24 protein-coding genes are annotated in these 21,759 nt (G+C 68.5%); 3 read left to right on the top strand and 21 right to left on the bottom strand.

Going from position 1 to position 21,759, the window contains the following annotated elements; translation table 11 throughout:
- Positions 1-224: 224 nt before the first annotated feature.
- The 3 genes from miv_RS32280 to miv_RS32270 all read right to left on the bottom strand — a co-directional run bounded on the left by miv_RS32280 (position 225) and on the right by miv_RS32270 (position 7,320).
- The gene (locus miv_RS32280; protein ID WP_207184009.1) at positions 225-710 is read right to left on the bottom strand and encodes a hypothetical protein; all 486 of its coding nucleotides are present in this window, start codon (positions 708-710) and stop codon (positions 225-227) included.
- Positions 711-1,865: 1,155 nt separating this feature from the next.
- Complete coding sequence (locus miv_RS32275; protein ID WP_207184008.1) at positions 1,866-2,930, bottom strand: DUF7146 domain-containing protein; 1,065 nt, start codon at positions 2,928-2,930, stop codon at positions 1,866-1,868.
- Between the two features lie 22 nt (positions 2,931-2,952).
- Entirely contained in the window at positions 2,953-7,320 is a 4,368-nt protein-coding gene (locus miv_RS32270; protein ID WP_207184106.1) for a strawberry notch-like NTP hydrolase domain-containing protein, read from the bottom strand.
- A 276-nt stretch (positions 7,321-7,596) separates the two neighbouring features.
- On the opposite strand from miv_RS32270, the gene miv_RS32265 reads away from it, so the two are divergent.
- Positions 7,597-8,550 (top strand): MucR family transcriptional regulator, encoded by a 954-nt coding sequence (locus tag miv_RS32265; protein ID WP_207184105.1) that lies wholly within the window; start codon positions 7,597-7,599, stop codon positions 8,548-8,550.
- A gap of 96 nt (positions 8,551-8,646) precedes the next feature.
- On the opposite strand, the gene miv_RS32260 is transcribed toward miv_RS32265, so the two are convergent.
- The 9 genes from miv_RS32260 to miv_RS32220 all read right to left on the bottom strand — a co-directional run bounded on the left by miv_RS32260 (position 8,647) and on the right by miv_RS32220 (position 15,627).
- Positions 8,647-9,090, bottom strand: coding sequence for a hypothetical protein (locus miv_RS32260; protein ID WP_207184104.1), 444 nt, complete (start codon positions 9,088-9,090; stop codon positions 8,647-8,649).
- Positions 9,090-9,356 (bottom strand): hypothetical protein, encoded by a 267-nt coding sequence (locus tag miv_RS32255; protein WP_207184103.1) that lies wholly within the window; start codon positions 9,354-9,356, stop codon positions 9,090-9,092. The genes miv_RS32260 and miv_RS32255 overlap by 1 nt, the downstream gene beginning before the upstream one ends.
- A gap of 454 nt (positions 9,357-9,810) precedes the next feature.
- Positions 9,811-10,047 carry a hypothetical protein gene (locus miv_RS32250; protein ID WP_207184102.1) on the bottom strand — a complete coding sequence of 79 codons (237 nt, stop codon included), beginning with the start codon at positions 10,045-10,047 and terminating at the stop codon, positions 9,811-9,813.
- Between the two features lie 174 nt (positions 10,048-10,221).
- The gene (locus tag miv_RS32245; RefSeq protein ID WP_207184101.1) at positions 10,222-10,464 is read right to left on the bottom strand and encodes a hypothetical protein; all 243 of its coding nucleotides are present in this window, start codon (positions 10,462-10,464) and stop codon (positions 10,222-10,224) included.
- Positions 10,465-10,549: 85 nt separating this feature from the next.
- The gene (locus miv_RS32240) at positions 10,550-12,814 is read right to left on the bottom strand and encodes a ParB/RepB/Spo0J family partition protein (protein WP_207184100.1); all 2,265 of its coding nucleotides are present in this window, start codon (positions 12,812-12,814) and stop codon (positions 10,550-10,552) included.
- Between the two features lie 113 nt (positions 12,815-12,927).
- Positions 12,928-13,404 (bottom strand): hypothetical protein, encoded by a 477-nt coding sequence (locus miv_RS32235; RefSeq protein ID WP_207184099.1) that lies wholly within the window; start codon positions 13,402-13,404, stop codon positions 12,928-12,930.
- Positions 13,405-13,523: 119 nt separating this feature from the next.
- Positions 13,524-13,757, bottom strand: coding sequence for a hypothetical protein (locus miv_RS32230; RefSeq protein WP_207184098.1), 234 nt, complete (start codon positions 13,755-13,757; stop codon positions 13,524-13,526).
- 83 nt (positions 13,758-13,840) lie between these two features.
- On the bottom strand, positions 13,841-14,590 hold the full coding sequence (locus miv_RS32225) for a hypothetical protein (protein WP_207184097.1): 750 nt from the start codon (positions 14,588-14,590) through the stop codon (positions 13,841-13,843).
- Positions 14,590-15,627: an ArdC family protein gene (locus miv_RS32220; protein ID WP_207184096.1), complete on the bottom strand. Its 1,038-nt coding sequence runs from the start codon at positions 15,625-15,627 to the stop codon at positions 14,590-14,592. The genes miv_RS32225 and miv_RS32220 overlap by 1 nt, the downstream gene beginning before the upstream one ends.
- Positions 15,628-16,182: 555 nt before the next feature.
- Here miv_RS32220 and miv_RS32215 point away from each other — a divergent pair.
- On the top strand, positions 16,183-16,554 hold the full coding sequence (locus tag miv_RS32215; protein WP_207184095.1) for a hypothetical protein: 372 nt from the start codon (positions 16,183-16,185) through the stop codon (positions 16,552-16,554).
- On the opposite strand, the gene miv_RS32210 is transcribed toward miv_RS32215, so the two are convergent.
- The 8 genes from miv_RS32210 to miv_RS32175 form a co-directional block, all read right to left on the bottom strand.
- On the bottom strand, positions 16,541-16,777 hold the full coding sequence (locus miv_RS32210) for a hypothetical protein (protein WP_207184094.1): 237 nt from the start codon (positions 16,775-16,777) through the stop codon (positions 16,541-16,543). The two genes, miv_RS32215 and miv_RS32210, sit on opposite strands and share 14 nt — an antisense overlap.
- Positions 16,778-16,846: 69 nt before the next feature.
- Positions 16,847-17,209: a DUF736 domain-containing protein gene (locus tag miv_RS32205; protein WP_207184093.1), complete on the bottom strand. Its 363-nt coding sequence runs from the start codon at positions 17,207-17,209 to the stop codon at positions 16,847-16,849.
- 492 nt (positions 17,210-17,701) lie between these two features.
- Positions 17,702-18,193 carry a Ros/MucR family transcriptional regulator gene (locus miv_RS32200; RefSeq protein WP_207184092.1) on the bottom strand — a complete coding sequence of 164 codons (492 nt, stop codon included), beginning with the start codon at positions 18,191-18,193 and terminating at the stop codon, positions 17,702-17,704.
- A gap of 73 nt (positions 18,194-18,266) precedes the next feature.
- Positions 18,267-18,662, bottom strand: coding sequence for a type II toxin-antitoxin system VapC family toxin (locus miv_RS32195; protein WP_207184091.1), 396 nt, complete (start codon positions 18,660-18,662; stop codon positions 18,267-18,269).
- Complete coding sequence (locus miv_RS32190; RefSeq protein WP_207184090.1) at positions 18,662-18,904, bottom strand: type II toxin-antitoxin system VapB family antitoxin; 243 nt, start codon at positions 18,902-18,904, stop codon at positions 18,662-18,664. The genes miv_RS32195 and miv_RS32190 overlap by 1 nt, the downstream gene beginning before the upstream one ends.
- Before the next feature lie 93 nt (positions 18,905-18,997).
- Entirely contained in the window at positions 18,998-19,171 is a 174-nt protein-coding gene (locus tag miv_RS32185) for a hypothetical protein (RefSeq protein ID WP_177202389.1), read from the bottom strand.
- 275 nt (positions 19,172-19,446) lie between these two features.
- The gene (locus miv_RS32180) at positions 19,447-19,830 is read right to left on the bottom strand and encodes a hypothetical protein (RefSeq protein WP_207184089.1); all 384 of its coding nucleotides are present in this window, start codon (positions 19,828-19,830) and stop codon (positions 19,447-19,449) included.
- The gene (locus miv_RS32175) at positions 19,827-20,369 is read right to left on the bottom strand and encodes a hypothetical protein (protein WP_207184088.1); all 543 of its coding nucleotides are present in this window, start codon (positions 20,367-20,369) and stop codon (positions 19,827-19,829) included. The genes miv_RS32180 and miv_RS32175 overlap by 4 nt, the downstream gene beginning before the upstream one ends.
- Before the next feature lie 548 nt (positions 20,370-20,917).
- Between miv_RS32175 and miv_RS32170 the strand changes: the two genes are divergently transcribed.
- Positions 20,918-21,349 carry a hypothetical protein gene (locus miv_RS32170; RefSeq protein ID WP_207184087.1) on the top strand — a complete coding sequence of 144 codons (432 nt, stop codon included), beginning with the start codon at positions 20,918-20,920 and terminating at the stop codon, positions 21,347-21,349.
- Here the strand turns inward: miv_RS32170 and miv_RS32165 are convergent.
- Positions 21,346-21,531, bottom strand: coding sequence for a hypothetical protein (locus tag miv_RS32165; RefSeq protein WP_207184086.1), 186 nt, complete (start codon positions 21,529-21,531; stop codon positions 21,346-21,348). The two genes, miv_RS32170 and miv_RS32165, sit on opposite strands and share 4 nt — an antisense overlap.
- Positions 21,532-21,759: the final 228 nt, after the last annotated feature.

Below are 21,759 nucleotides of genomic sequence, written 5' to 3'. Positions count from 1 at the left end.
CCTAGCCAGCGATCTCGGGTGTCGGAAAACACATGGTTTCCGACATCCGAGCCTGAGATGCGGCATGACCGCATGGGGTGGGGAGCGGAGATTGGCTCACCGCCCGCAAGAGGACGTTCCGCCTCCGACCCAACCTTGTTGTAGAGGCGTGAATGCTTAGTTCCAGAAAGCGGAACTTTTTTACCCTTGCCTTGATAGTGGTGCGCCCTGACCAACCGCGTCGCTTAACGTTGCTTCGCATCCGCGATGATTTTGTCCGCAACAGATTGATCCGATACCCGGATCATCTGCGATGTCGAAGTATTATATAGGCCTGTAGTCAGAAACGGCAATTCAGGATATTCCGCTATCTTTAATGCAGAGGATCTGGCATCAAAAAATGCCAGAAACATTTCGCCTTCTATAAAGCTATAACCACATGTATCGCTCGAATTATTTAGAATTACGAATTCTCTTGGAAGATTGCCCTTGTACGATTTTATAACTCGCAATCTCGCATATTCCCTGGGATTGCGGTCTGGCATGGATACTAGGTGTGAATGCCCGATTTCGATCGCTTCTATGACGACGACATGGTCGAAGTAGGAAAAATTCGCTTCGTTTGATTTGGATCCCGCGCCCGGCAGGACATGCCTACAAGCTTCGCTCGAACTTGAGTACAACGTGAAATAAACAAGTGCGATAATGCCGAAAATATGAAGCACTTTCATTCGTATCACCTTGTTTTTACCTATAGATGCCAGCTCTCTCTAGGGACCTGTCGTAAAGCTATCGACAGCATCACTCAGGTGGAGATCTGCTCTCGAATTCGGCCAACCTAAAATTTGATATTCTGCTTCCAACCCGCTTCGGTCGTAGGCTGGCATCCACGAAGTCGCCCCAAAGCGGACCTTCCAAGGATCGGGAAAGGGTGGAGGCTGTGTGAAAACACAGCCCCTATAGAAGGATCTTCCCTGCTGCACTCTAGACAACCCTAGTAAGGGCATCTTGTCGGCATCTCGGCGGCCACCCAGGATGCTCGGACCCAGCAATATGGAAGATTGTTCCACGATTTCAGGGCGTACCCGAGTTTTCACACAGCCTCGGTCGAAAGCAGCCCCTGGAGGCCTCCGTCAGGGTCCAGCCCATATACACAGCCGGCCATATTGGATGTGCGGAAAACACTTGTTTGCCGTACACCTGAGCCTGGTATGCGGGATGACTGCACGGGGTGGGAAGCAGACGTGACAACGGTTTACATCGCCGTGTCAAAAATCAGGCTCAAACGTGTTTCTTTTTGCAATGGCGTATGTTTTTTGGACAAAAAAGAAAATACAAGCACAACTACGAGACACAAAATCGCAAGTGTGCATCTGAAAGCGATGGGGTGCCTATATGACCACTGAATAAGAAACACATCATTCAAATATGTCGCATTTTTTACAATTACATATATAAAGCTACCCAACATTGTAAAAGTGCTGATTATTAGAAGAATTGCTGTCGCGCCCGCGTGAGGTGGATTGGGAGTTCCAGCATTAGACATTATCACGCAAACTACCATGACGAAGGGCAGCATCAATACGATGGCGACAAAATTGCCGATTTGCATTTTATATCTCAATGTTCTGTTGGATGATTTAAATCATAGAGATAATAATATGCTTTTCCTGCCCTGCAAAGAGGCCAACGTAGAAGACGACCTAGGGGGATATTAATTGTCCGATCCCCCCACGGATCGATCGGGGCATGACCGGATAGGGTCGGGAGCAGACCCATACGCGCTCTCAGGCCTCAGCCAACATGCCCCGCTGGCCATCTTGGATGTCGGAAAACACCTGTTTTCCGTATGTCTAAGCGAGTCAAACCCTACCAAGACACCGCCCTCAGGCGGCAGCCGCCTCCCCGTCCTCGAACCGGAGATGGGCCACCGCGTGGTTCGGGTCGAGCTGGGGCGCGAGATGCAGGGCGAGATCCCGCGGGCCGAGGTGGCACAGGTCGCGGTTATGGTCGTCCTCGCGGGGGTCGAGGTAGCTTACCAGCACGCCGGCGGCCTCGGCGCGCGCGCGCAGGATCGCGGCACCGCGCTCGCCGGCTGGATCGGCGTCGCGGGCTATGTAGAGGTGGCGCAGGCCGGGAGGGAGGATGAGGGCGCCGAGGTGCCCCCCCGAGAGACCGGCGACGTGCGGGACCGCCGGCAGGAGGAGCTTGAGTGACAGCACCGTCTCGACACCCTCGCCGGCCACCATCAGATCCGGGACCGTGCCGCGAAAGCGCACGCCGTGGCCGAGCTGCTGGCCGAGCCCCCGCCGCGGGTCGCGCAGCGCGGCCTTGCCACGCCCGTCCGGAGCGAGCCAGGTCCGGCTCACGCCCATGACGGCGCCCGACAGGTCGGTGATGCGGGCGATCAGGGCCGGGTGCCAGGTGTCGGGGCCCGGCTCCTTCTGGGATGGCCGGTACAGGCAGCGTGGGTGGAAGCGCAAGGAGGGCTCGCCGACGGCATGCTCGAGGCCTCGTGAGCGCAGGTAGGCCGCCGCCGGGGTGCCGGCGATCGAGCGGCCGTAGCCCCACAGCCGCCGGGCGGACTCGGTCGTATCGGAGGCGGGCGAGACGTTGCGGGCCGGCTCGGGCACCGCAGGCTCGGGCAGGCTGAGGAACGCCCTCGCCTCCGCCAGGGCCTCCTTCCAGCGGTTGCCGTTCTGGAGCGCGATCACGTCGAGGAGGTCGCCGTGCTCGCCGGTCGCGGCATCGGTCCACTTGCCGCGGGCGCCCTTGCCGGTGCTCGGCCCGGTGAGGCGGACATACATCGATGCCCCCTCGGAGTTGTAGGCGTCCCCGACGCACCAGAACCGGCCGGAGCGGTAGCCGTTCGACAGGTAGCGCCGGCAGAACGCCTCGGCGCGGTCGGCGAGCTGGCGGGAGAGGTCCGCGAGGGTGGGACGGGTCGTCATGGTCAGCCTCCGACAGGTTCGATCATTGAGCGTGAGCGGCGGCGGCGACGCAACGTAAGAGCGCATGTCGCTCCATCATCGCGGCCAGGATCGAGGGCCCGCGCTCCCCGACGGGGATGAACAGGCGGGTGCGGAACGAGATCACCTCGGAGAACAGCCCGATCGACTTCAAGCCGGCCCGCGCGCTCTCGCTCGCACCCATCACCTCGATGCGGTGCTCGCCCATCACTCTCACTCTCCGCACCTGGAGCCCGCCGGAGAGCTGGAGGCTCGTGCGCCCGCCATGCACCGCCGCGTAGGCCTCGGCCGGGTCCATGGCCGGTCCGGCGCCGAGGTTGAGCCGTTCGCGGGTGACGTGCAGGTCGTGGGGGTCGACCACGCGCCCGACGATCCGCTCGCCGTCGTCGGTGACGAGGCGGAAAACGCGCATGTCGATACCGGGCAGGCGGTCCCAGATCGGCAGGAGCAGGCCGGTGACGACGTAGAGGGTTCGCTCGTCGAATTCCGGCAGGGCCGCCAGCTCCGCCTCCCAGGCGGCCAGGAAGGCCTCGGCCGGCACCTCCTCGAACGAGGACCGGGCGTACTGGGCCCGGTCGAAGAGCTGGCGCTTGAGCGGGCGCACCAGCCGCACCCGCTCCACCACCGAGCCGTCCTCGCGCGTCTCGCTCGCCGCCTTCCCCATCAGCCCCGGCCGGCCGGTCGTGGCGTTCACGACCGGCCGGAAGCCGGCCGCGATCAGGTCGAGGGCGCCGGCGCGATCGAGCGGCTGGAGGCGGCGGCGCTCGGTGATGGTCAGGAGGCGGGTATGCGCGCCGCTCGCCGGGTGGGTGTAGGCGACCTCGCGGGCGGTGACCTTGAAGGATTCCGCCGTCAGGACCTCGACCCCCACATCGTAGACGCCGGCCGAGATCGCCCCCTCGATCACCTGGGCCAGCCGTTCCTCGAACGCCTCGAACAGGCGGTTCTGCATCGCGATGCGCAGCGCGAGCACGCGGTTGAGGAAGCGGCCGATCGGCGGCAGCTCCTCGTGCACCGCCCCGGTGTCGGAGGTCAGCGAGAGGCCGGTCGACGCCTCGAACTCCTGGAGCGAGCATCCCTCGATCTCGCCCCGCACGATCGCCCAGTAGAGCTGGCGCAGCGCGGTCGCGGCGTAGGGGCCCTCGAGGTTGTCCTCGGGGCGGAACAGGCCCTGGCCGCCGGTCTGGCGCTGGCCCCGGGTGATGGCCCCGAGGGTGTCGAGGCGCCGCGCGATGGTCGAGAGGAAACGCTTCTCGCCCTTCACGTTGGTCGTCACCGGGCGAAACAGCGGAGCCTGCGCCTGGTTGGTGCGGTTGGTCCGGCCCAGGCCCTGCACGGCCGCGTCGGCCTTCCAGCCGGCCTCGAGCAGGTAGTGGACGCGCAGGCGCTGGTTCTTCGCGCCGCGGTCGGCATGGTAGCTGCGCCCCGTGCCGCCGGCATCCGAGAACACCAGGATCCGCTTCTCGTCGTCCTGGAAGGCCTGGGTCTCGGACAGGTTGGCCCCCGCCGGGCGGTTCTGGAGCACGAGCCGGTCGACCCCGTCCGAGCCCGCCTGTCGCACGATCCGGCGCGAGCGGCCGGTGATCTCGGCGACGGCGCCGGTCCCGAAGTGGTGGAGGATCTGGTCGAGGGCCGACTGCACGGGGCTCAAGCCGCACAGGTGCTCGATCAGGCCGTCGCGGGCCTCGACCGCCTCGCGGCACTGGATCGGCTGGCCGTCGGCGTCGAGCGCCGGCCGGGACAGTACGATGCCGTCGGCATCGCTGTAGGGCTCGTAGAGCTGGGTCGGGAAGGCGTGCTTGAGGTAGTCGATGACGTACTCGCGCGGGGTGACGTCGACCTGGAGGTCGCCCCACTCGTCGGACGGGATCTCGGCGAGCCGGCGTTCCATCAGCGCCTCGCCGGTCGAGACGACCTGGACGACCGCGGCGTGGCCGGCCGCGATCCCCGCCTCGATCGACGCGATCAGGCTCGGGCACTTCATCGCCGTGAGCAGGTGGTTGAAGAACCGCTGCTTGCTCGACTCGAACGCCGAGCGCGCCGCGGCCTTGGCGTGGCGGTTCAGCGTGCCGCTCTCGCCGGTGACGCCGGACGCCTTCAGCGCAGCGTCGAGGTGGGTGTGGATGATCTGGAAGGCGTCGGCGTAGGCGTCGTAGATCGCCGTCTGTTCAGGGGTCAGCGCGTGCTCGAGCATCTCGACCGTGACGCCGGCATAGGACAGCGAGCGGGCGGTGTAGAGGCCGAGCGCCTTGAGGTCGCGGGCGAGCACCTCCATCGCCGCGAGCCCGCCCTGCTGCATGGCGGTGACGAAGTCGGCCCGGGTCGGGAACGGGAAGCTGCCGCCGCCCCACAGGCCGAGCCGGTGGGCGTAGGCGAGCTTCTCGACCGTCACCGCGCCGGTGGCCGAGACGTAGAGCACCCGGGCGTCGGGCAGGCGGTGCTGGAGGCTGAGGCCGGCCCGCCCCTGCTGCGAGGCCTCGACTACGCCGCGCTCGCCCAAGCCGCTGGCGGCGTTGGCCAGCGAGTGCGCCTCGTCGATCGCGATCGGCCCGTCGAAGTCCGCGCCGAGCCAGTCGACGATCTGGTCGAGGCGCGAGCCGGACCCGTTGCGCCCGGCCCCGCGCAGGGTGCCGAAGGTCGCGAACAGGATGCCCTCCGGCAGGACGATCGGCTTGCCCGGCGCGAAGCGCGACAGCGGTACGATCTGGAGCGGCTCCTGGCCGAGGTGGCGCCAATCCCGCTGGGCGTCTTCGAGGAGCGCCTCGTTCTTCGAGATCCAGAGCGCCTTCCGGCGCCCCTGCATCCAGCTGTCGAGGATGATGCCGGCGACCTGGCGGCCCTTGCCCGCCCCGGTGCCGTCACCGAGGAAGAAGCCCTGGCGGAAGCGCACGGCGCCCTCGGCGCCTTGGGCCGCGGCGGAGAGCTTCGTGCCGGTCTCGTCGAGCGTCCACCAGCCCGGGAGGTGGCGGGTATGGGCCGCGCCGGCATAGATCACGGTCTCGAGCTGGCAATCCGAGAGCAGGCCGCCGGACACGACCGCCGCCGGCAGGTGCGGGGCGTAGGCCGGCCGGGGCAGCCGCACCGAGGCCATGGCGGTCGATTGCACGAGGCTGGTCGGGTGCGGGTGGGCGCCCTCGATCCGCAGGGTCTCCAGGGCATAGTCCTCGTAGAGCGCGGCATCCGCGTGCAGGATGGCGGGCAGCTCCTCGATCACCTCGTAGGCGAGGGGCCCGGCCGGCGCCGCGGCCGCCGCGGCGGAAGTGGTAGTGGCGGCCGATGCCGGGCGAGCGGGGGCGCGCCGGGCAAAGCCCGGGATGGCGCTGCGCGCTGGGCTCACGGGCGCGGCCGTCACCAGGGGGAGGCGGGACGGGACGCCGGCCATCACGGCCTCGAGCAGCGCGGCGGTGTCGGCGCAGACCCCGAGCGGCGCCGCAGGAGCCCCGGCCGCGCCGGCCGGCATCCGGTCGAAGACCGACACGCGCACGTCGACCGTTGTCCCGTGCCGGGCGTAGGCCCGGCCCGCCAGGCCGGCGGAGAACACGAGCTGCCCGCCGCGCTCGGCCAGAGCCCTGAAGGCGTCGGCACTTCCGGGACGGTCCGGCCGGAAGCTCTCGCCGGTGATCGCCACCAGGCGCCCGCCGGGGGCGAGCCGCGAGAGCGCCGAGCGCAGGTGCGTGGCCGTGGCATCGCGGTAGCGGCCCTCGACCGCGGCCGCGACCGAGAACGGCGGGTTCATCAGCACGACGTCCGCGCCGACGCCCGCGTCGAGGCGATCGTGGATCTGCGCGGCGTCGAGCTGCGTCACGCCGCCGGCCGGGTACAGCGCCGAGAGCAGGCCGGCCCGGGTGGCGGCGAGCTCGTTGAGGTGGAGGCGCGCGCCGGCCAGTTCGGCGTGGATCGCCAGGAGGCCGGTCCCGGCCGAGGGCTCCAGCACCCGCTCGCCCGGGCGCACCATGGCGGCGTAGGCGGCGACGTAGCCGAGGGGGAGGGGGGTCGAGAATTGCTGGAACGCCTCGCTCTCCTCGGAGCGCCGGGTCTGGGTCGGGAGCAGCCCGGCGATCCGGGCGATCATGGCGAGCCGCTCGGGCGCGACCGCGGTCTTGGCGCGGATCGCCGGCCAGAACCGGCGCAGGAAGAGCACCTGGGCGACCTCGCCGGCCTCGTAGGCGTCCTTCCACAGCCAGAAGCCCTCGGCGTCGCTGCCGCCGCATGCCGCCTCCATGGCCGCCCGGAGGATGGCCGCATCGATGGCACGGCCCTTCGCGAGGTGCTCGGCGAGGCGGGTGCCGGCCTCCAGGATCGCGGCCGGCGATGGGGCCGGGGCGAGGGCGGTGCCTGACTGGAAGTGCTGGGCGCTGATGGAGAAGTTCACGGTCGTAAGCCCCTGTCGGATCACGCCGAACCGCGGGTCTCTCTCTCGACCTCGCCTCGGCTCGATCCCGACAGGGCTCCTCTTCCTCTCTGGTCACGGGGCTATTTTTTCATACTGGAGGTTGATGGACACAACGGACCGCCCTTCCACACCTTCGTTCCTGTGCGGAATGGACAAGGCTATTGACCTGTTGCCGAGTCTTGCGCTGTCATGGAATGACTACATCACAGCGGAGGGATTCGTCGGTGCGATCGGCCACACACTTTAGACAATGACTTGTCCGCCAGTTTCACGGCCCGGGTCTTGAAAGCGCACATTACCCGCAACAAGATCCGTCCGGCCGAACTCCCCGCACTCAGTAATTCGGTGTCCATGGCTCTCAGACGTTCTGCCGACCGCGATACCGACACGGTCGCACCAGGGACCCCGATCGTCCCCGTCGCCTCGGACCTCGGCTACGTCGCCGGGGACTACTTTCGGAACTGGGACCCGGGACGCCGGCGCACACGAGCAGAAATCGCCGCCTCCATCCAGGAGACGTTCCTGGTCTGCTTCGAGGACGGCAAGCGGTGTCGGAGGCTGAAGCAGCATCTGCGGCGGCTCGGGCTGACGCCGGACGACTATCGCAAGAAATGGGGCCTGCCGGACGACTACCCGATGAAGCCGGCCGTCATCGAGACGGGCTACCTCCGGGCGCAGGCGCCGGCACGCGCGCTCACGCAAGCGGAAATCGCCGACTCGATCCAAGAGACCTACCTGGTCTGCTTCGAGGACGGCAAGCATTACCGGATACTGAGCCGCCATCTGCGGCTGTACGGGCTGACGCCGGACGACTATCGCAAGAAGTGGGGCTTGCCGGACGACTACCCGATGCTGGCGGCCGCCGATCGCGACCATCGCTCCAGGCTCGCTGTCGAGCGGAAGCTCGGCAAGCACGATCGCAGCAATTCGAAGCCGCGGGGGCCCTATGTCATCAAGTCCAAGGTCCAGGCTGGCGACGGCCCGGTCAAGCCGAAGGCGCAGAGCCTGCAGCGCGCTGGCAGCCCCGGGGCGACAAAGAGCACCGAAGGCGCTCTCCTGATCGCGGCCGCCCCCCTGAGGGTGCAGGTTGCCCCTCGTTTCACGCCGACGCGTCCAAGGCAGGCCCTCGACGGTTCCGAGGGCTGCGCGATGCGGCCGTCACCCGCAGGGCCGAAACCCGGTACGGGGTTCGGGGAGCGAAGCGACTAGGACGCGGTCCCGAAGGGACGCGCCTAAAAGCGATGGCTCCACTCTATCTCACGCTTTCGCAATGCTTCGGGGTCGTGCTTGGGTGACCGTGGGTCTTCAGGTTGCTTGCTCCACCACGGCCCACCCGATCACGCGGGCGAGCACGACGAGTTCCATTGTCTCGGGTCGAGGCCGGTCGCGCATCCGATCGGCCAGGACCAACCCGCACCAGGGCGCGGCCGGCGGGCTGTCGGGCACGGTGGCGAGGGCGGCAATTCCCTCGTCGTGCAGAGCCTGCCAGACCTGCGCCGCGCCGCGGGAGCGCAGCGCCACGCCGATCGCGCACCGCGGCCCTGCCTCGTCTCGCACGCGTAGGATCGTCGCCGAGCCGTATTGCTCGGAGCGCACCAAGCCGAGACCTGCGACGGGTTGCTCGGCAACAAGGTCAAGGAGCGGCCGGGCCACCACCAGGGCCTGCTCCGTCACGTCGGTGCGCAGGGAGTGCCGGCCGTCGCCCGTATTGAGCGTGACCTGCCAGAGGTAGGCGGGACCTGCCGGCATCAGCGGACGATCTGCTCGGGTCGGACCAGCGCGCTATGGCCCTGGCCCGAGGCGGGCGCGAGGTGAATGCGACCGGTTGCGGTATCGACGGCGACCACCCGCCAATCGCCCGCGAGGTCGACCACCTCAACACCGTGGCTGTCGTGATGGGCGCCGCGGCCGGTGGCGCGGACGACTTGGTCCTTTTGGAGGCTGTGATGGTCGAGGCGCGCCGCGGCGTAGGCCTGATCCCGCTCTGCGAGGGCGGCCACCTCGTCATCACTCATCGCGGCGATACGCGCCCGCAATTCGCGCTCGGCCTTGCTCGGCTCGAACCAGCTGTCTTACTCGGTGCCCTGGCGACGGGTGGCGATGCGCTCGGCGGAGATGATGGTCATGTTCTGCGTCCTGCCTCCGATTAGCCCCGAGGCGCGGGCTGATATAATTTAACGTACCAGAGCTTTTTGATCAGGCCAATTCGAAGAACGAATACTTCGATTTCAACAGCCAATCGTTATACAGCTGCCGTTGCCGGGCGTCGTCGGCGACGCCATGTCGTCGGCGGCGGTGCATCCTCGTGGGCGCGGGCGAGCGTTTCTAGCCACGATGCGACATCGGCCGGGATCTCACCGTGACCGGCGCCCCACCAGCGGACCATGCGGTCGTCGCAATCCAAGGCATCGGCGAGGCCCCGCTGTGACCAACGCAGCAGGGCCAGCACCTCGCGCAGCCGGTCGGGGCTCAAGGGAAGAAGATCTTGACGACGGCTGCGGTGCCTCCGATCAGCGCCGCCGTTGCCGCAACGGTGGTCGCCACGATCTGCCAGGGGGCAAGGGTTCGGTCGCGATCCAGCTTCGCGGCTTCGGCCATGAGCTTTTTCTGTTCCGCGACAAACTTCTCGGTTTCGACCTGAGCGCGGCGGATACGTGCAACCTGTTCCTCGATTTCCAGAGCGGTGGGAGAGGCAGCGGAGGCCATCAGGGAACCCCTTGCCGTGGATATTCCACGGCTGTTTCCGCAATATGCGGAACAAGACTGATGTCGGCAAGGGCCCGACGCTCATGATCGGGCCAGCGATAGCGATGCTGTGAACCGGCACACGGACCCGATGCCCGGTCTCCATCAGCCGGTTCATCCGTCCACGGAGGCGTCTCACTCGATCACGTACTCGAGCAGCCCCGGGAGCAGGTAGACCGAACCTTGGCCCTGGCGCAGGCGGTAGCCCTCACCCTCCTCCTTGACGAGCCAGGCGCCCGCACGCTCGAAGCGCCGCAGCACCCTGCGATCGATCACGGTGACATTCAAACAGGTGCGGATGACGAGGCGCCCGCCCTTCTCGACGTGTTCCAGGGCCTGGGCAAGGTTGTTTGCAGGAACCGGCCTGGTGTCACTCATCGCTCATCTCCACGATGCTCATCCTGAGCCACCGAAACGAGAGGGAACGGACACGAAGCTTCGGCTCGTGTCCGTTCCGGGGCCATCATTCCGCGGCGATGGCGTAGCCCATGTCGTGGTCGTCATCGGCCGGGTCGTCCTCGCCGCCGAGGAAGGCCGGAAGAGCCTCGACCTCCTCCTCCGCCGCCGGCCCGCTGAGGAACTCTGGCAGCGCAACCTCCTCGGCCGCCGTCGGCTCGCCGGCCACGACGGGATCGCCGGCGTCCCGAGCGACCTCGGTCGTGATCCCGGTGGTCCGCATGATCTCGGGCAGCCAGCCGGTGCCGGCGATCAGGCGCTCGGCCTCGCGCGCCATGTCGCCCTTCTTCAAGCCCTCGAGCAGCCGCGCGGTGTCCTCGCCCTTGGCCTCGCGCACCGCCGCCAGGATCTTCCCCTTCGTGACCCGGCCGAAGTAGTTGGCCGCCGTCGGCGTCCAGTCGCGGGTCATGTCGAGCCCGACCAGGGCGGCGAGCTTGTCGCCGTGCGCCAAGGCCTCGGGGGTGCGACGGTCGTACGGGACGTGCATCGCGTGGACGCTCAAGCCGGCGCAGAGCGCGAACAGCTCGGTGCGGCTGTCGGGCGCCAGGTCGACCAGGAAATCCCAGATCGCCTGGTGGTCGGCGGGCAGGCGCCGGGCCCACGCCTCGCGCTTCGCATCAAGGCTGCCGGCCGGCCGGAAGGTGTCGAGGCCCTGGACCGAGTGGTCGGGTCTCGCCGAGCTGGTCGAGATTTCGAGGCAGGACGCGGCGCGGTAGCCGGAGACGATGACCCGGATCACCATGGCGTGCAGGACCGCGATGAAGGCGGCGCCCGGATCGTCGGCCAGCGCCTCGCGCAGCGCCATCGTGCGGTAGGTGGTCAGCTCGGTCCGGTGCTGCTCGGTGAGCGGGCGCTCGGCCTCCTCCGGCTCGGCCGCGGGCGCGACCGGGGCCGCGCCACCGCCGATCGTGATGACCGTGCGCATCACCGCCGGCACCGGGGCGGCGACGCTGCCCGCGGGCGAAGCGGCCGGCTCGCCGATCGCCGGGACCGGCGCCGATGCGCCGACATCCTGCTCCACCGCGGCCTCGGCTTCCGCCCGGGGCTCGTCCTCCGGACGCACGTAGCCGCGGCGCACCTTCGGCGTGCCGGTGTAGTCGAGGGTGACGAAGGCGCCGGCGATCGCGATCTCGGCCGGGTCGTAGATGCTGGCGCGGGCCTCGAACGCCGCGATGTCCCTCTCGAGCTCAGCCATCCGATGCGCGACGTCGGCGGGCCACTCCTCGATGCTGTAGCCGTGGTCTTCGTCGAGCTGCTCGCGCTCGGCGAGGGCCGCCTCGTAGGCGCCCTGCTCGGCCTCGGTGAGATCGGAGCGGGTTGGCAGGACGCGCAGGCCGTAGACGCAGCTCGACATCATCGCCAGCGACACCTCGATCCACTTCCAGCCTTCCTTCGCCACCTCCTCGCCGAACTCGGCGAGCTTGGCCTCCGCGAGCCGGTCGAGCAGCGCCGCGTCCTCGAACCAGCCCTCGCCGCGCTCCGTGAACAGGTCCTTCATGACCGTGCCGCCGGCGGCCTCGTAGGCCTCCTCGCCGACGAAGAGGGTGCGGGGGTCGCCCACGCTCACCGTGCGCTCGGTGAGGCTCTGGCGGATGCTCCAGTTGCTCACCACGCCCCGCTTCTTCAGCGCCTCCCAGACCTGCACCTGGCGGTCATGGTCCTCGCTGACCGAGAAGGCCATCAGGCATTCGAGCGTCATCGCGCCGGCGCCGTAGGCCTCGAGCAGGTCCGGGCTGATCCCGGCGAGCCGCAGGCGCTGGCCCACGACCTTCTCCGAGACGAAGAAGCGGGCGGCGATGTCGGCGTGGCCCATGCCGGCGTCGGCGAGCGCCTTGAACGCCCGGTACTGGTCGAGCGGGTGCAGGGCCTCGCGCATCGCGTTCTCGGCGATCGAGTCCTCGGTCGCGCTGATCGCGCTGTCGGCCGCGCGCACGATGCAGGGGACCTTGACGGTCTTGGCCATGCGGCCGGTCGCGACCAGGTGCTCGAGCGCCCGGAAGCGGCGCCCGCCGGCCGGGACTTCGTAGCGGCCGGTCTCCTGGCCCGCCTCGTCGAGGACCGGACGCACGCTCAAGCTCTGGAGCAGGCCACGGTGGGCGATGTCGGCGGCGAGGTCCTCGATGCTCATGCCTTCGGCGATCCGCCGCACGTTCGCCTGGGACAGGCTGAGCTTGTCGAAGGGGATCCCGACCGCTTCGGTCAGCACGATCTTGCCGGTGGGGCGGTTGCTGCTGCGGGCGGTGGTCTTGGCGGCGGGCTTGGTCTTGATCATGGCACGTCATCCCAGTGTCGGGCGGTCGGCTCTCTGTCGACTTCGAAACCCTCACGCAGGCGAAGCCCCCCTCTGACTCCAGAAGGGGGCCGCCGGCCGCGATGGGGGATGGGTCAGGCAGCCGTGCCGGTATCGCCGCCGGCGCCGACCAGCCTCAGCGGCGGGACGGCGGAGCTCGCCGCCTCGTCGAGCCGCGCCAGGAGGTCGGACAGGGTCTTCCCGGCCTCGTGGGCGTTGCGCAGGGCCGCCAGGGTGATCATCGGCTCGCCGGCGTCGTCGGCCGCCTCGTTCGCCACGTAGGCCAGCCCCGGGCGCCAGTGGCGCAGGCCGGCCTCGAACACGCCGCTGCGGGCGCACCACGCCCGCTTGTAGGTCAGGCCGTGCGCCTGGCAGTAGGCGTCGAGGTCGGGCGTCATCCCGTGATCCTGGAGGTCCTCGAGGATCAGGCGCGTGCCCCCGACCAGAGCCTCGTCCACCAGGCGGTCGGCCTCGCCGAAATAGCGGCCGATGGCGGCGGCGAGGCCGGCGACAGCCTCCCCGTCCGCGAGGGGGCCGCCGACGGTCACGGTGGTCATCACGAATTCGCCCATGTCGATCTCTCCTTGGCGCCGCCGCAGGCCGGTGACGCTCCACCGGCGAAGGCCCCCCTCGCGAGCGAAGGGGGCCGACGGATCAGGGGCGGGGCGGGTTCAAGTCCCGCGCGCCGGGATCACCGCCTCGGCGCGCAGGCGATGTGCAGGACCTCGGCGCCGGACGACGCCAGGGCGCTGAGGTCGACCAGCACCACCAGGGCCTTGGAGACGTCGCCGGCGAGGTGCGCCGCTGCGGCGGTGGGCGTGTCGAACTGGCCCGCGCGCACGAGTTCGCCCTGGGCGGCGGCAAGGACCCTCTCGCCGTCCTGAACCGTGCATTCGAAGGTCATATCGTGGATGGTCTGGGTCATGCGTGCCTCGCTGGGGTTCGAGGGGCCGAGACCCTCTCTCGACTTGTCGATCCCTCGAAGGCGCGAAGCGGCTCCTCTGACTCTCACGGCGGACCGGCCAGTCTGACGGCGACCCGGCGCGTGTCGGCGGCCTGTGCCAGGCGTGCGATCAGAACGAGCTCGTCCGGGGTGCACGAGCCCCGCACCTCGAGGTCGACCCAGTGCCCGCTCCGGCCGACGTGGCTGTCCCGCAGGCGGTGGCTCGAGGAGGTATAGAAGCTCTCGTTCGGCTCGATCAGCCGCACGCGCGAGGTCAGGAACAGGAGGCCCGACCCCAGATTGCCGCAGAACAGGCGCTCCTCGGCGCCGGTGGTCTTCGGCCCCCCGCCGATCGTGCGCTGGCCGATCTGCCGGAACGCTTCCTCGAAGCTGCCCGGGTTCGGCGTCGTGCGCGGGGTGAGTGTGTGGCGGCCGCCCCAAGGCGGCCGCTCCGGATCGATCCGGCCGGTCGCGATCTCGTGCAGCAGGGTGCCGAGATAGCTCGGGTCGGCCGGATACGGGCAGACCCGCCACAGGGCCAGGATCGCCCGCCGCCGATTGGGCTCGAGGCCCGCCAGGCGGGCGCGGACGCGCCGCCAGGCCTCGGACCGCTGACGACGGGTCTCCCGCTGCCGGCGCTCCCAATCCCCCGTGCGCCGGATCATCTCGTCGGCGACGCAGAGCTGTCGCTCGGCGATGGCCTCGGCGAACAGGGGCAGGGCCTCCTGCTCGCGCTGCCGCTTTCGCCGGTACGCCGCGCGCTTGCGCGACGTGTCCTCGTAGGGGGTCGGCCGGGGCCACCGCTTGAACCGCATCACGCGGCCTCCCGCTCGGGCAGCGCCGCCGCCGCCGCGGCCGCAGCCTCACCGTTGCCCTCTTCGTCGGCCTCGGGCGTCTCCGGGGCGAAGCCGCATGCCGCCGGCAGGCAGGCGAGCAGCCACTCGGCCGAGCGGCTGGCAAGGCCAGCGGCCGCCACGATGGCGCGGGGATCGCCGCGCAGCACCTCGAGCCACGAGGCGATGTAGTCGGCGTGGCGCACCGTCGGCACGATGCCGAGGCTGGCGCAGAGGTAGGCCGCCGAGATCTCGGCCACCAGCTCCTCGCGCGCGTAGCCCTCGCTGCCGAAGCGGCTGGTGAGATCGCGGGCGAGACGGTGGGCCGCGCCCGTCGCATGCGACAGTTCGTGGGCCGCGGTCCGGTGGAAATTGATCGGCTCGTGGAAGGATTGCGGCGGCGGCAGCACGATCGCGTCGTCGGCCGGGCGGTAGAACGCCCGCTGGCCGCCGAGATGGATGGTCACGCCGCTCGCCTGCATCAGCGCGCGGTAGCACGGCTCGATCAGATCCTCGCGCGGCGGCGGCGGGGGGGCGTACAGGTCCTCCGGCAGGCCGTCGCACTGCGCGACGCTGAAGACCGTGTACTGCTTCAGGAAGGGGATCGAGCGCGCCTCCTCGCCCGCCTGGCTGGCCCGCTCGCGCTCCCGGTCCGGGGTGAAGCGGTTGGCGTAGACGACCGGCGTGCCCTTCTCGCCGCGGCGGACGTTCCCCCCGAGGTCGAGGGTCTGGCGGAAGGTGAGCCAGCGCTGGGACGGGTAACCCGCCTCCATGCCGGCCGACCACAGCAGCAGAACGTTGATGCCGGAATACGCCCGGCCGGTCTGCGCGTTGCGCGGCATCCCGACCGCGGCGGCGCCCGGCAGATCGCCCCACGGCTGCACCCACGGCACCCGGCCCGCCTCGAGCTGGGCGATGATGGTGTCGGTGATGCGCTGGTAGAGGTCGACCCGCGGGCCTGGAGCGGCCTCGGCGCGGGCGGCAGCGGGTTTCCGGGACGAGGAGGGGCGGCGGGCCATGGCGGCGCTTTCGCGACGGGCGCCGGAGCCTCTCTCCGACCTGGTCTCCCGTCATCCCGGCGAAAGCCCCTCTCTGCCTCTGGTCCGATGGCAGACGGGCTTGGGTGGCCCCAAGGCCTGGCGCAGCCCACGGGCTATAACAGGGAACCCTCCCGAGGCGGCTGGGTCCGGCAGGGTACGATGGTGCAGGCTGCGCACCCGGGCTGACGCTCGGGACAGGCGTCGATCGGGTGAACGATCAGGCGGCCCTTTCTCGGCGCCACCAGGCGATGCGTTCGGCGCGACTAGCGTTGGCGAGGGTCTTCAGCAGATCGCCATGACACGCGATCCGACATGGGTCCGAAGACACATGGGCATCGCGGCTGACCTAAGGTTCAGGGCGGGCCCCTCGAACATCAACCTCAGGTAGCTGGTATAGGGGGATGTTGTCGCTTAATGATTGTACCGTGGCGGCAGGTGCGTACCCTGCCTCGTCTCGGAGCGACCGGATTCCGCGGCTGGTCGAAGGCCCTGGCTAGATGCGCACCGCGGCGCAGCAGTTCGAGGAGCACGCCCGTGCGACACCCGACCGAGGCCGAGCCGTCGCTGGAGCAGCGCACCATCGCGGCCCACCGCCTCTATCTCGCGGCCCTGATGCGGGTCGAGGCGCTGGAAGCGCTGGAGGCGCTGGAAGCCGCCGGGCACATCGCGATCGACCTGGACGATGGTGCCCGAGGCGCCCTTCTCCTCGAGCACCGTGAGCGGTTCCAGGATCTCAACGACCTGGTGGACGAACTCGGCTACGTGCCGAAGGGCTTCGCCAAGCGATCCGAGATCGACCTCGAGCGGGCTCCGGCCCGCGAGGCCACTGCACAATGGGGCGGGCCGCGCCCGCAGCCACAGGCCCGCGCCGGGGCGCGGGCCGAACCGACCGTCAGGTCAGCTTGATGAGGGCGGCGAGGGCAGCGAAGCCTGCCGCGACGATGCCGCCAAGCCGGACGGTCATCTGAAGCGTCTGAAGTTCCAGCGCGGTGCGCAGGTCCTCCTTCGTGACGAGGTCGACCATGATGAACTCCCGGGCCGCTGCGGCGTGAGCCTCGGCATGGTCCTGAGCGATGCCGGCCTCGCGCAGGGCCTTAGAGTATCCGAGCGTGTCGAAGGCGTAAGCCATGATCCCGTGTCTCCGTATGTCGCATGGTCCGGCCCCGCCCGGTCGGGCGGGGCGGCGAGGGCCCCGGGCTCAGCCTTGGCGGCGCCGGCCGGGGCGGGCGCCTGCGGAGCGGTTCGAGCTGCGGTCCTCGGTGCGGGACCAGATCAGCGAGTGGGTCCTGCCGCCCTCGTCGGCGAAGAGGCGGGCGTAGAGCGGCGCCGGCAGGCTCGGGTCGTCGATCTTGACCGAGAGGTATTCCCGCTTCTCCGTCGAGACCTTGGCCCATCCGGCTCCGATCTCGGCCTTGCCGAGGTAGACGCGGTGGGTGGGAGCGTTCTCGTGGGTCCCGTCGTCCACCATCACGATCGAGACCTTCTCGGCGTTGATCGTCAGGGTGGTGATATCGCCGGAAAAGCCGGTGTCGGTCTGGGTGAAGGTGCCGATGGTCGCCATGATCGTGATCCTCGTCCGTTGCTCTTGGCCGCGCCCCTGCGGCCTCGATGGCGGTCGTCGAGCCGGAGGCGACCGGCGCCGCACCTGCTTTGCAGGCCGCAGCGAAGCGGAGGACGGCGGGAACCGGGTTTCTTGGTGCGCGAGGAGCCGCCTTGGCGGCGGGGAAGAAACCCGGGGCCCGCCGTTGCGGTGGTCCCGGGCGCCCCGGATAGAAAACCGCTCATCACGGAGGCCACTGGGCTGCGGCCCGGCACGGGGGCGTCGAACGGGTCCTGGTCAATTGGCCACGATACCTCGCCGCCCGCCGCGGTCGGCTTCAGGGATACCCATTGCATCCACGCTGGATCATGCCGGGCGTGAGCGGGAGGCCGACCCCATGCCGACGGGCCTGCCGCCTCCGCAACCTCGGCCGGGCACGACGTGGCGTCTGGATGGGCCCGGCGATCGTTCGAACGCGCGACCTCCGCCGAGAGCCGTCCCCGGCTCCGTTCCTCAACCCTGCCTTTGCAGATCGCGTGCGGTGTTCACGGGCTCGCTGCCTGACCATGCCTCCGGGTAGGCGTTCGGCCCGACGGCCCGGCCGAGGTCCATGTCGCTGGCTCTCCGGCTGCGAAGAGCTGACAAAGCTTCACAGGCCACCGGGTAGTCGTGCGGCAGGCCGTACCGGAGCCGGTACTCGTCGAAGCTCAGACCGTGGAACCGCAGATGGCGCCGCAAGATCCGGTATCTCTTGCCGTCGACGAAGGACACGAGCCCGTCCGGGGTAATGGATCTGCGGATCTGGGCCGGCGTCGCCTTGCGGAAAGCAGGATCGGCCGTCGCGGCTCCCTGCTCGATCGACCTCAAGCCGCGATCGATAACGACGATCAGATCATCGATATCCGATTTCTGTATGAAATTGTGAGATACGTAAGCGATTGCAATGGCGCTCGTTAGCTCGATCCGCGATCCTGGTCGATCGCCTCGTGAATATTTTATCGACATTCTACGTCATTCCCAGAAAATGTTATGCCATAAAGAATTCCTTGCATAATTCTGACAATGAAAACCATATTATTCAAGCCGCATTGATATCCGTCAACGCAAATCCCTCACCTTTGAATAGCAGCGGCATGCGATACGCGCGGGCGCCAGCGTAGGCCAGGCAGTCGGCGAGGGTCAGCCGCGCAGGGTGATTCCCTGCTCCGAAGCGCTCGAAGGCTTCGATCGCGAGGTCGGCCGCCTTCGGCGAGACGGCGACCACCTGGATCGCCGCGAGGGCGAGGTAGTCCCGTACCGCCTGCCGGGCGTCGGACAGCGGCAGGTCGAGGATACGGGCCAGAGCCAGCGTGGTCTCGCCGACGGCGATCGGGGAGGTGAGACGCTGGCGGGCCTGCTGGAGGCGCGCGACGAGGGCGGCGGCGTCGGGGTCGCCGGCGAGGATCGCGATCAGGGCGGAGGCGTCGACGAACATCACCGACCGCCGTACAATCTATCGAGAAATGCTCGATCGGCCGGCTGCGGGTTGGGCCCGGCCCGCTCGCGAAGGGTGCGAGCGAAGGCGAGCGATTGAGCGACGAGGTCGAGCCGGCTCTTTTCGCGGTCGATTTCGTTGCGTAAGGCTTGGCGGACGGCCTCGGTCTTGGTCGAGTGCTTGAGCACCGACAGCTCGTTGGCGAGCGCCTCGACCTCCGGGTCTTTGACGAAGAGGGCCATATATATCCTAAACGGGCTATAGTGGATATCCTGTATGAGATATCCGAGTGGGAAGGTGGGACAAGCCCGCCGGGCGCGGAGGGGTCGGGAGGCTCATGCCTCCTCGAAGGGATCGAACTCCGTGACGACCTGGGCCGGGTCGCCGTCGAACTCGTCAGAGGGCATGACCCCGAAGCCGGCCTCGGACCGGAACACCGTGACCGGGACCATCAGGGACTGCGCGAGGCTATGGGCGTAGCTGTTCGCGTGGGTGAGGTCGGTCGCCATGGGGTCGTGCTCCTGAGGGAGCGGGGGCGATCCCCGCTCGACAGCGGCCCCAAGAGGCCGGGAGCGGCCGCGATCACCGCGGGAGGCGCCAGCCGAGCGCGGCCGCCCGCTTGCGGAGCGGACCCCTTGCGGGTTGATCGTGGAAGGACGCGACGGACTACGGGGTTGCGGCGAGAGAGCGGGGTCGTCCGCCGCCGTCCGTGCCCGACATCGACATGACATTGATATCATAGCGATATGCCATGCCGCTCGGGCCGCGTGGCGGCCGCGGCGCCTCACAGGTCGAGATCCTCCTGGAGGAAGCGGGCCGGGATCGCCTCCTCGTTCCCCTCCCAGAGGATGCGGCCGTCCTTCCAGATCGTGACGTAGCCGCCCTTGGGCATCGGCGCCGGCGGTGCCGCCTCGTAGTTCGCGCACCCGAACTCCGCGGCCGTGGCTGAGAAGGCGGGTCGCGGATTGTTGCCGAGCAGGACGCGGTCGCAGGAGCCGGTCGGGCGTTTGACCCGGCGCCGCGACAAGCCGTACCGAAAGGCGTCGTAGGCCTGTTGCTCGCCGTCGGCAGGTGGCTTCCAGTGCCGGCAATGCTTGCACCGGCCCGGCCGGGCGTCGACCGGCTCGATGAGCGCCGGACCGCCATTGTGCCCGAGGCGCCCGGTCACGACCGGGCTCCGAGCGCGCCGTCGGCCGCGAGAAGCCAGGAGCGCAGCTCCTGGCGCATCCGGCCGATCGAGGCGTTGATGACGCTGACGCGGGCACGGCGGTGCACGCATCCCATCTCGATGAAGCCGCGCACGAGCGCGTGCATCACCTCGACGTAGAGGGCGCCGCCCACGAGGGCGAGGTCGGTGACCGGCGCGTCGCCGTAGCGGGTCAGCCTAGCGATTTCGGCACCGGCGTGCATCCCGCAGGTATCGGGGTCGGAGGCGGAGCCCGGCCGGGGCCTGCGTGTGGTCACCCCGCCGGCGATCATCCGTTCGGCGAGGTCGCGGGTCAGCCGCACGTTGTAGAGGTCGATCGGCGTCGAGGCGGCGCGATATCCGTGCAGCGCCGAGAGAACCGCGACCTTGGCGCGGGCGCCGGCCGGGTCGGCGGTGCGCAGCGTGCGCCAGAGCGGGCCGTCGTAGCGATCGATTGCCGGGATGTAGCCGGGGTCCGGTCGCTTGGTGGCGGAACAGGCGAGGATGAGGAGGCGAGTCATGGCATGCATCCGCGACGGGTGCCGGAGCCTCTCTCCGGTCTTTCATCCCGTCGTGCCCCCCGGCGCCTCTCTGGCTCTTCACCCACGCCCCGATGTCCCGTGTGCCCTGGGATACTCCACCGAGCGACGGGTCTGCGCCCATCAGCTTATACCGCTCGCGCAAGCCGACTCGGCACGGCTCGATTTTTTTGCCTTTAGGGCAAATACGGTCCTAGTCTCAAATTATGCAAAGGCATATAAGTGCATCATGACCCCCTCGACCAGTCCGAGCTATACGCTCGGCGGCTATATGAGTGATTGTGTGTGATTAAGGGCATCGATCGCGTGAGGTGGGCCACCAACGTCACGCACGCCTACCTGACTAATCACACAGTTGCATATAATTGCTTGCCAACATTGATCTGCGGATACATTCTGGTCTTGTAATGACATTCCGGGCTGCGAGCGCGCAGCCGCCGTCCATAGCGACAGTCCGATCGATTTTCACCCCGGAGCGTCTTGCGAAGGGGGATTCGCCCTTAACCCGGCTGTGCTAGCGTGGCCGCATCGTGCCGATCCGCCTCGAACACCGCCACTTTTACCCGATTGACTGGCCGCAGCTCTCGGCCGTGATCCGCTTCGGCCGCGCCGAAGGGCGCTGCGAGGCGTGCGGCCGGCCACACGGCGAGCTGATCGTCTGCCTCGACGGGGGCACCTGGTACGATCGCGAGGCCGGCGGCTGGCGATCCGGCCGCGGGCGGCTCCTGCGTCGCGAGCCCAGGCTTGCGGCACTGGCCACCGCGCGGCTGACGGTGCCGATCCTGGCGACCTGCCACCGCGAGCACGACACCAGCCGCAACACCGACCGGGATCTCGCAGCCTGGTGCCAGCGCTGCCACCTGATCCACGACCGTCCCGAGCACCTGCGGCGCCGGCGCCTGACCTACCTGCGACGCAAGGCGTTGGGCGACCTGTTCCAGGGGGCTTATCCAGCCCCCTAGATCCGCCCGGCCCAATGCACGCCGAGCAGGATCAAGCCCATCATCATTGTGAGTGCGAGCCCGAACGTGAGCGCATTGTTCAGTCGCGAGGGACGCCGGTACTTGCGGCCGAACCCCTGGAATTTTTGCCAGACGAGCTGCGTCTCGAGGGCACGATCGGGTCCAATGCCGTTATCGTTCATCACGCCTCACCCCGAAATCGTGCACGGTGATCGCCTGGATCACGCTAGGTCAGCCTAGGCCCGAGGGGTCCCGAGATCCAGCGGGCGGCCGGCGTGCGGCGTCGATCCAAGCAAGGTCCGACCGGTCTCATCCGACGGACCGGGAGAGGTATCGGCAGCGCTCGCGCCTCGACCTTGCCGCCCTTGGTCAGAGGACAACTGCGCGGGCGAAAGCCCTCCCTCATGCAC

It is taken from the genome of Methylobacterium indicum (genome assembly GCF_017347565.1).
Lineage (GTDB): Bacteria > Pseudomonadota > Alphaproteobacteria > Rhizobiales > Beijerinckiaceae > Methylobacterium > Methylobacterium indicum.
Note: the sequence above shows the minus strand (reverse complement) of the source record. Positions and strands in the feature narration are given on the sequence as shown.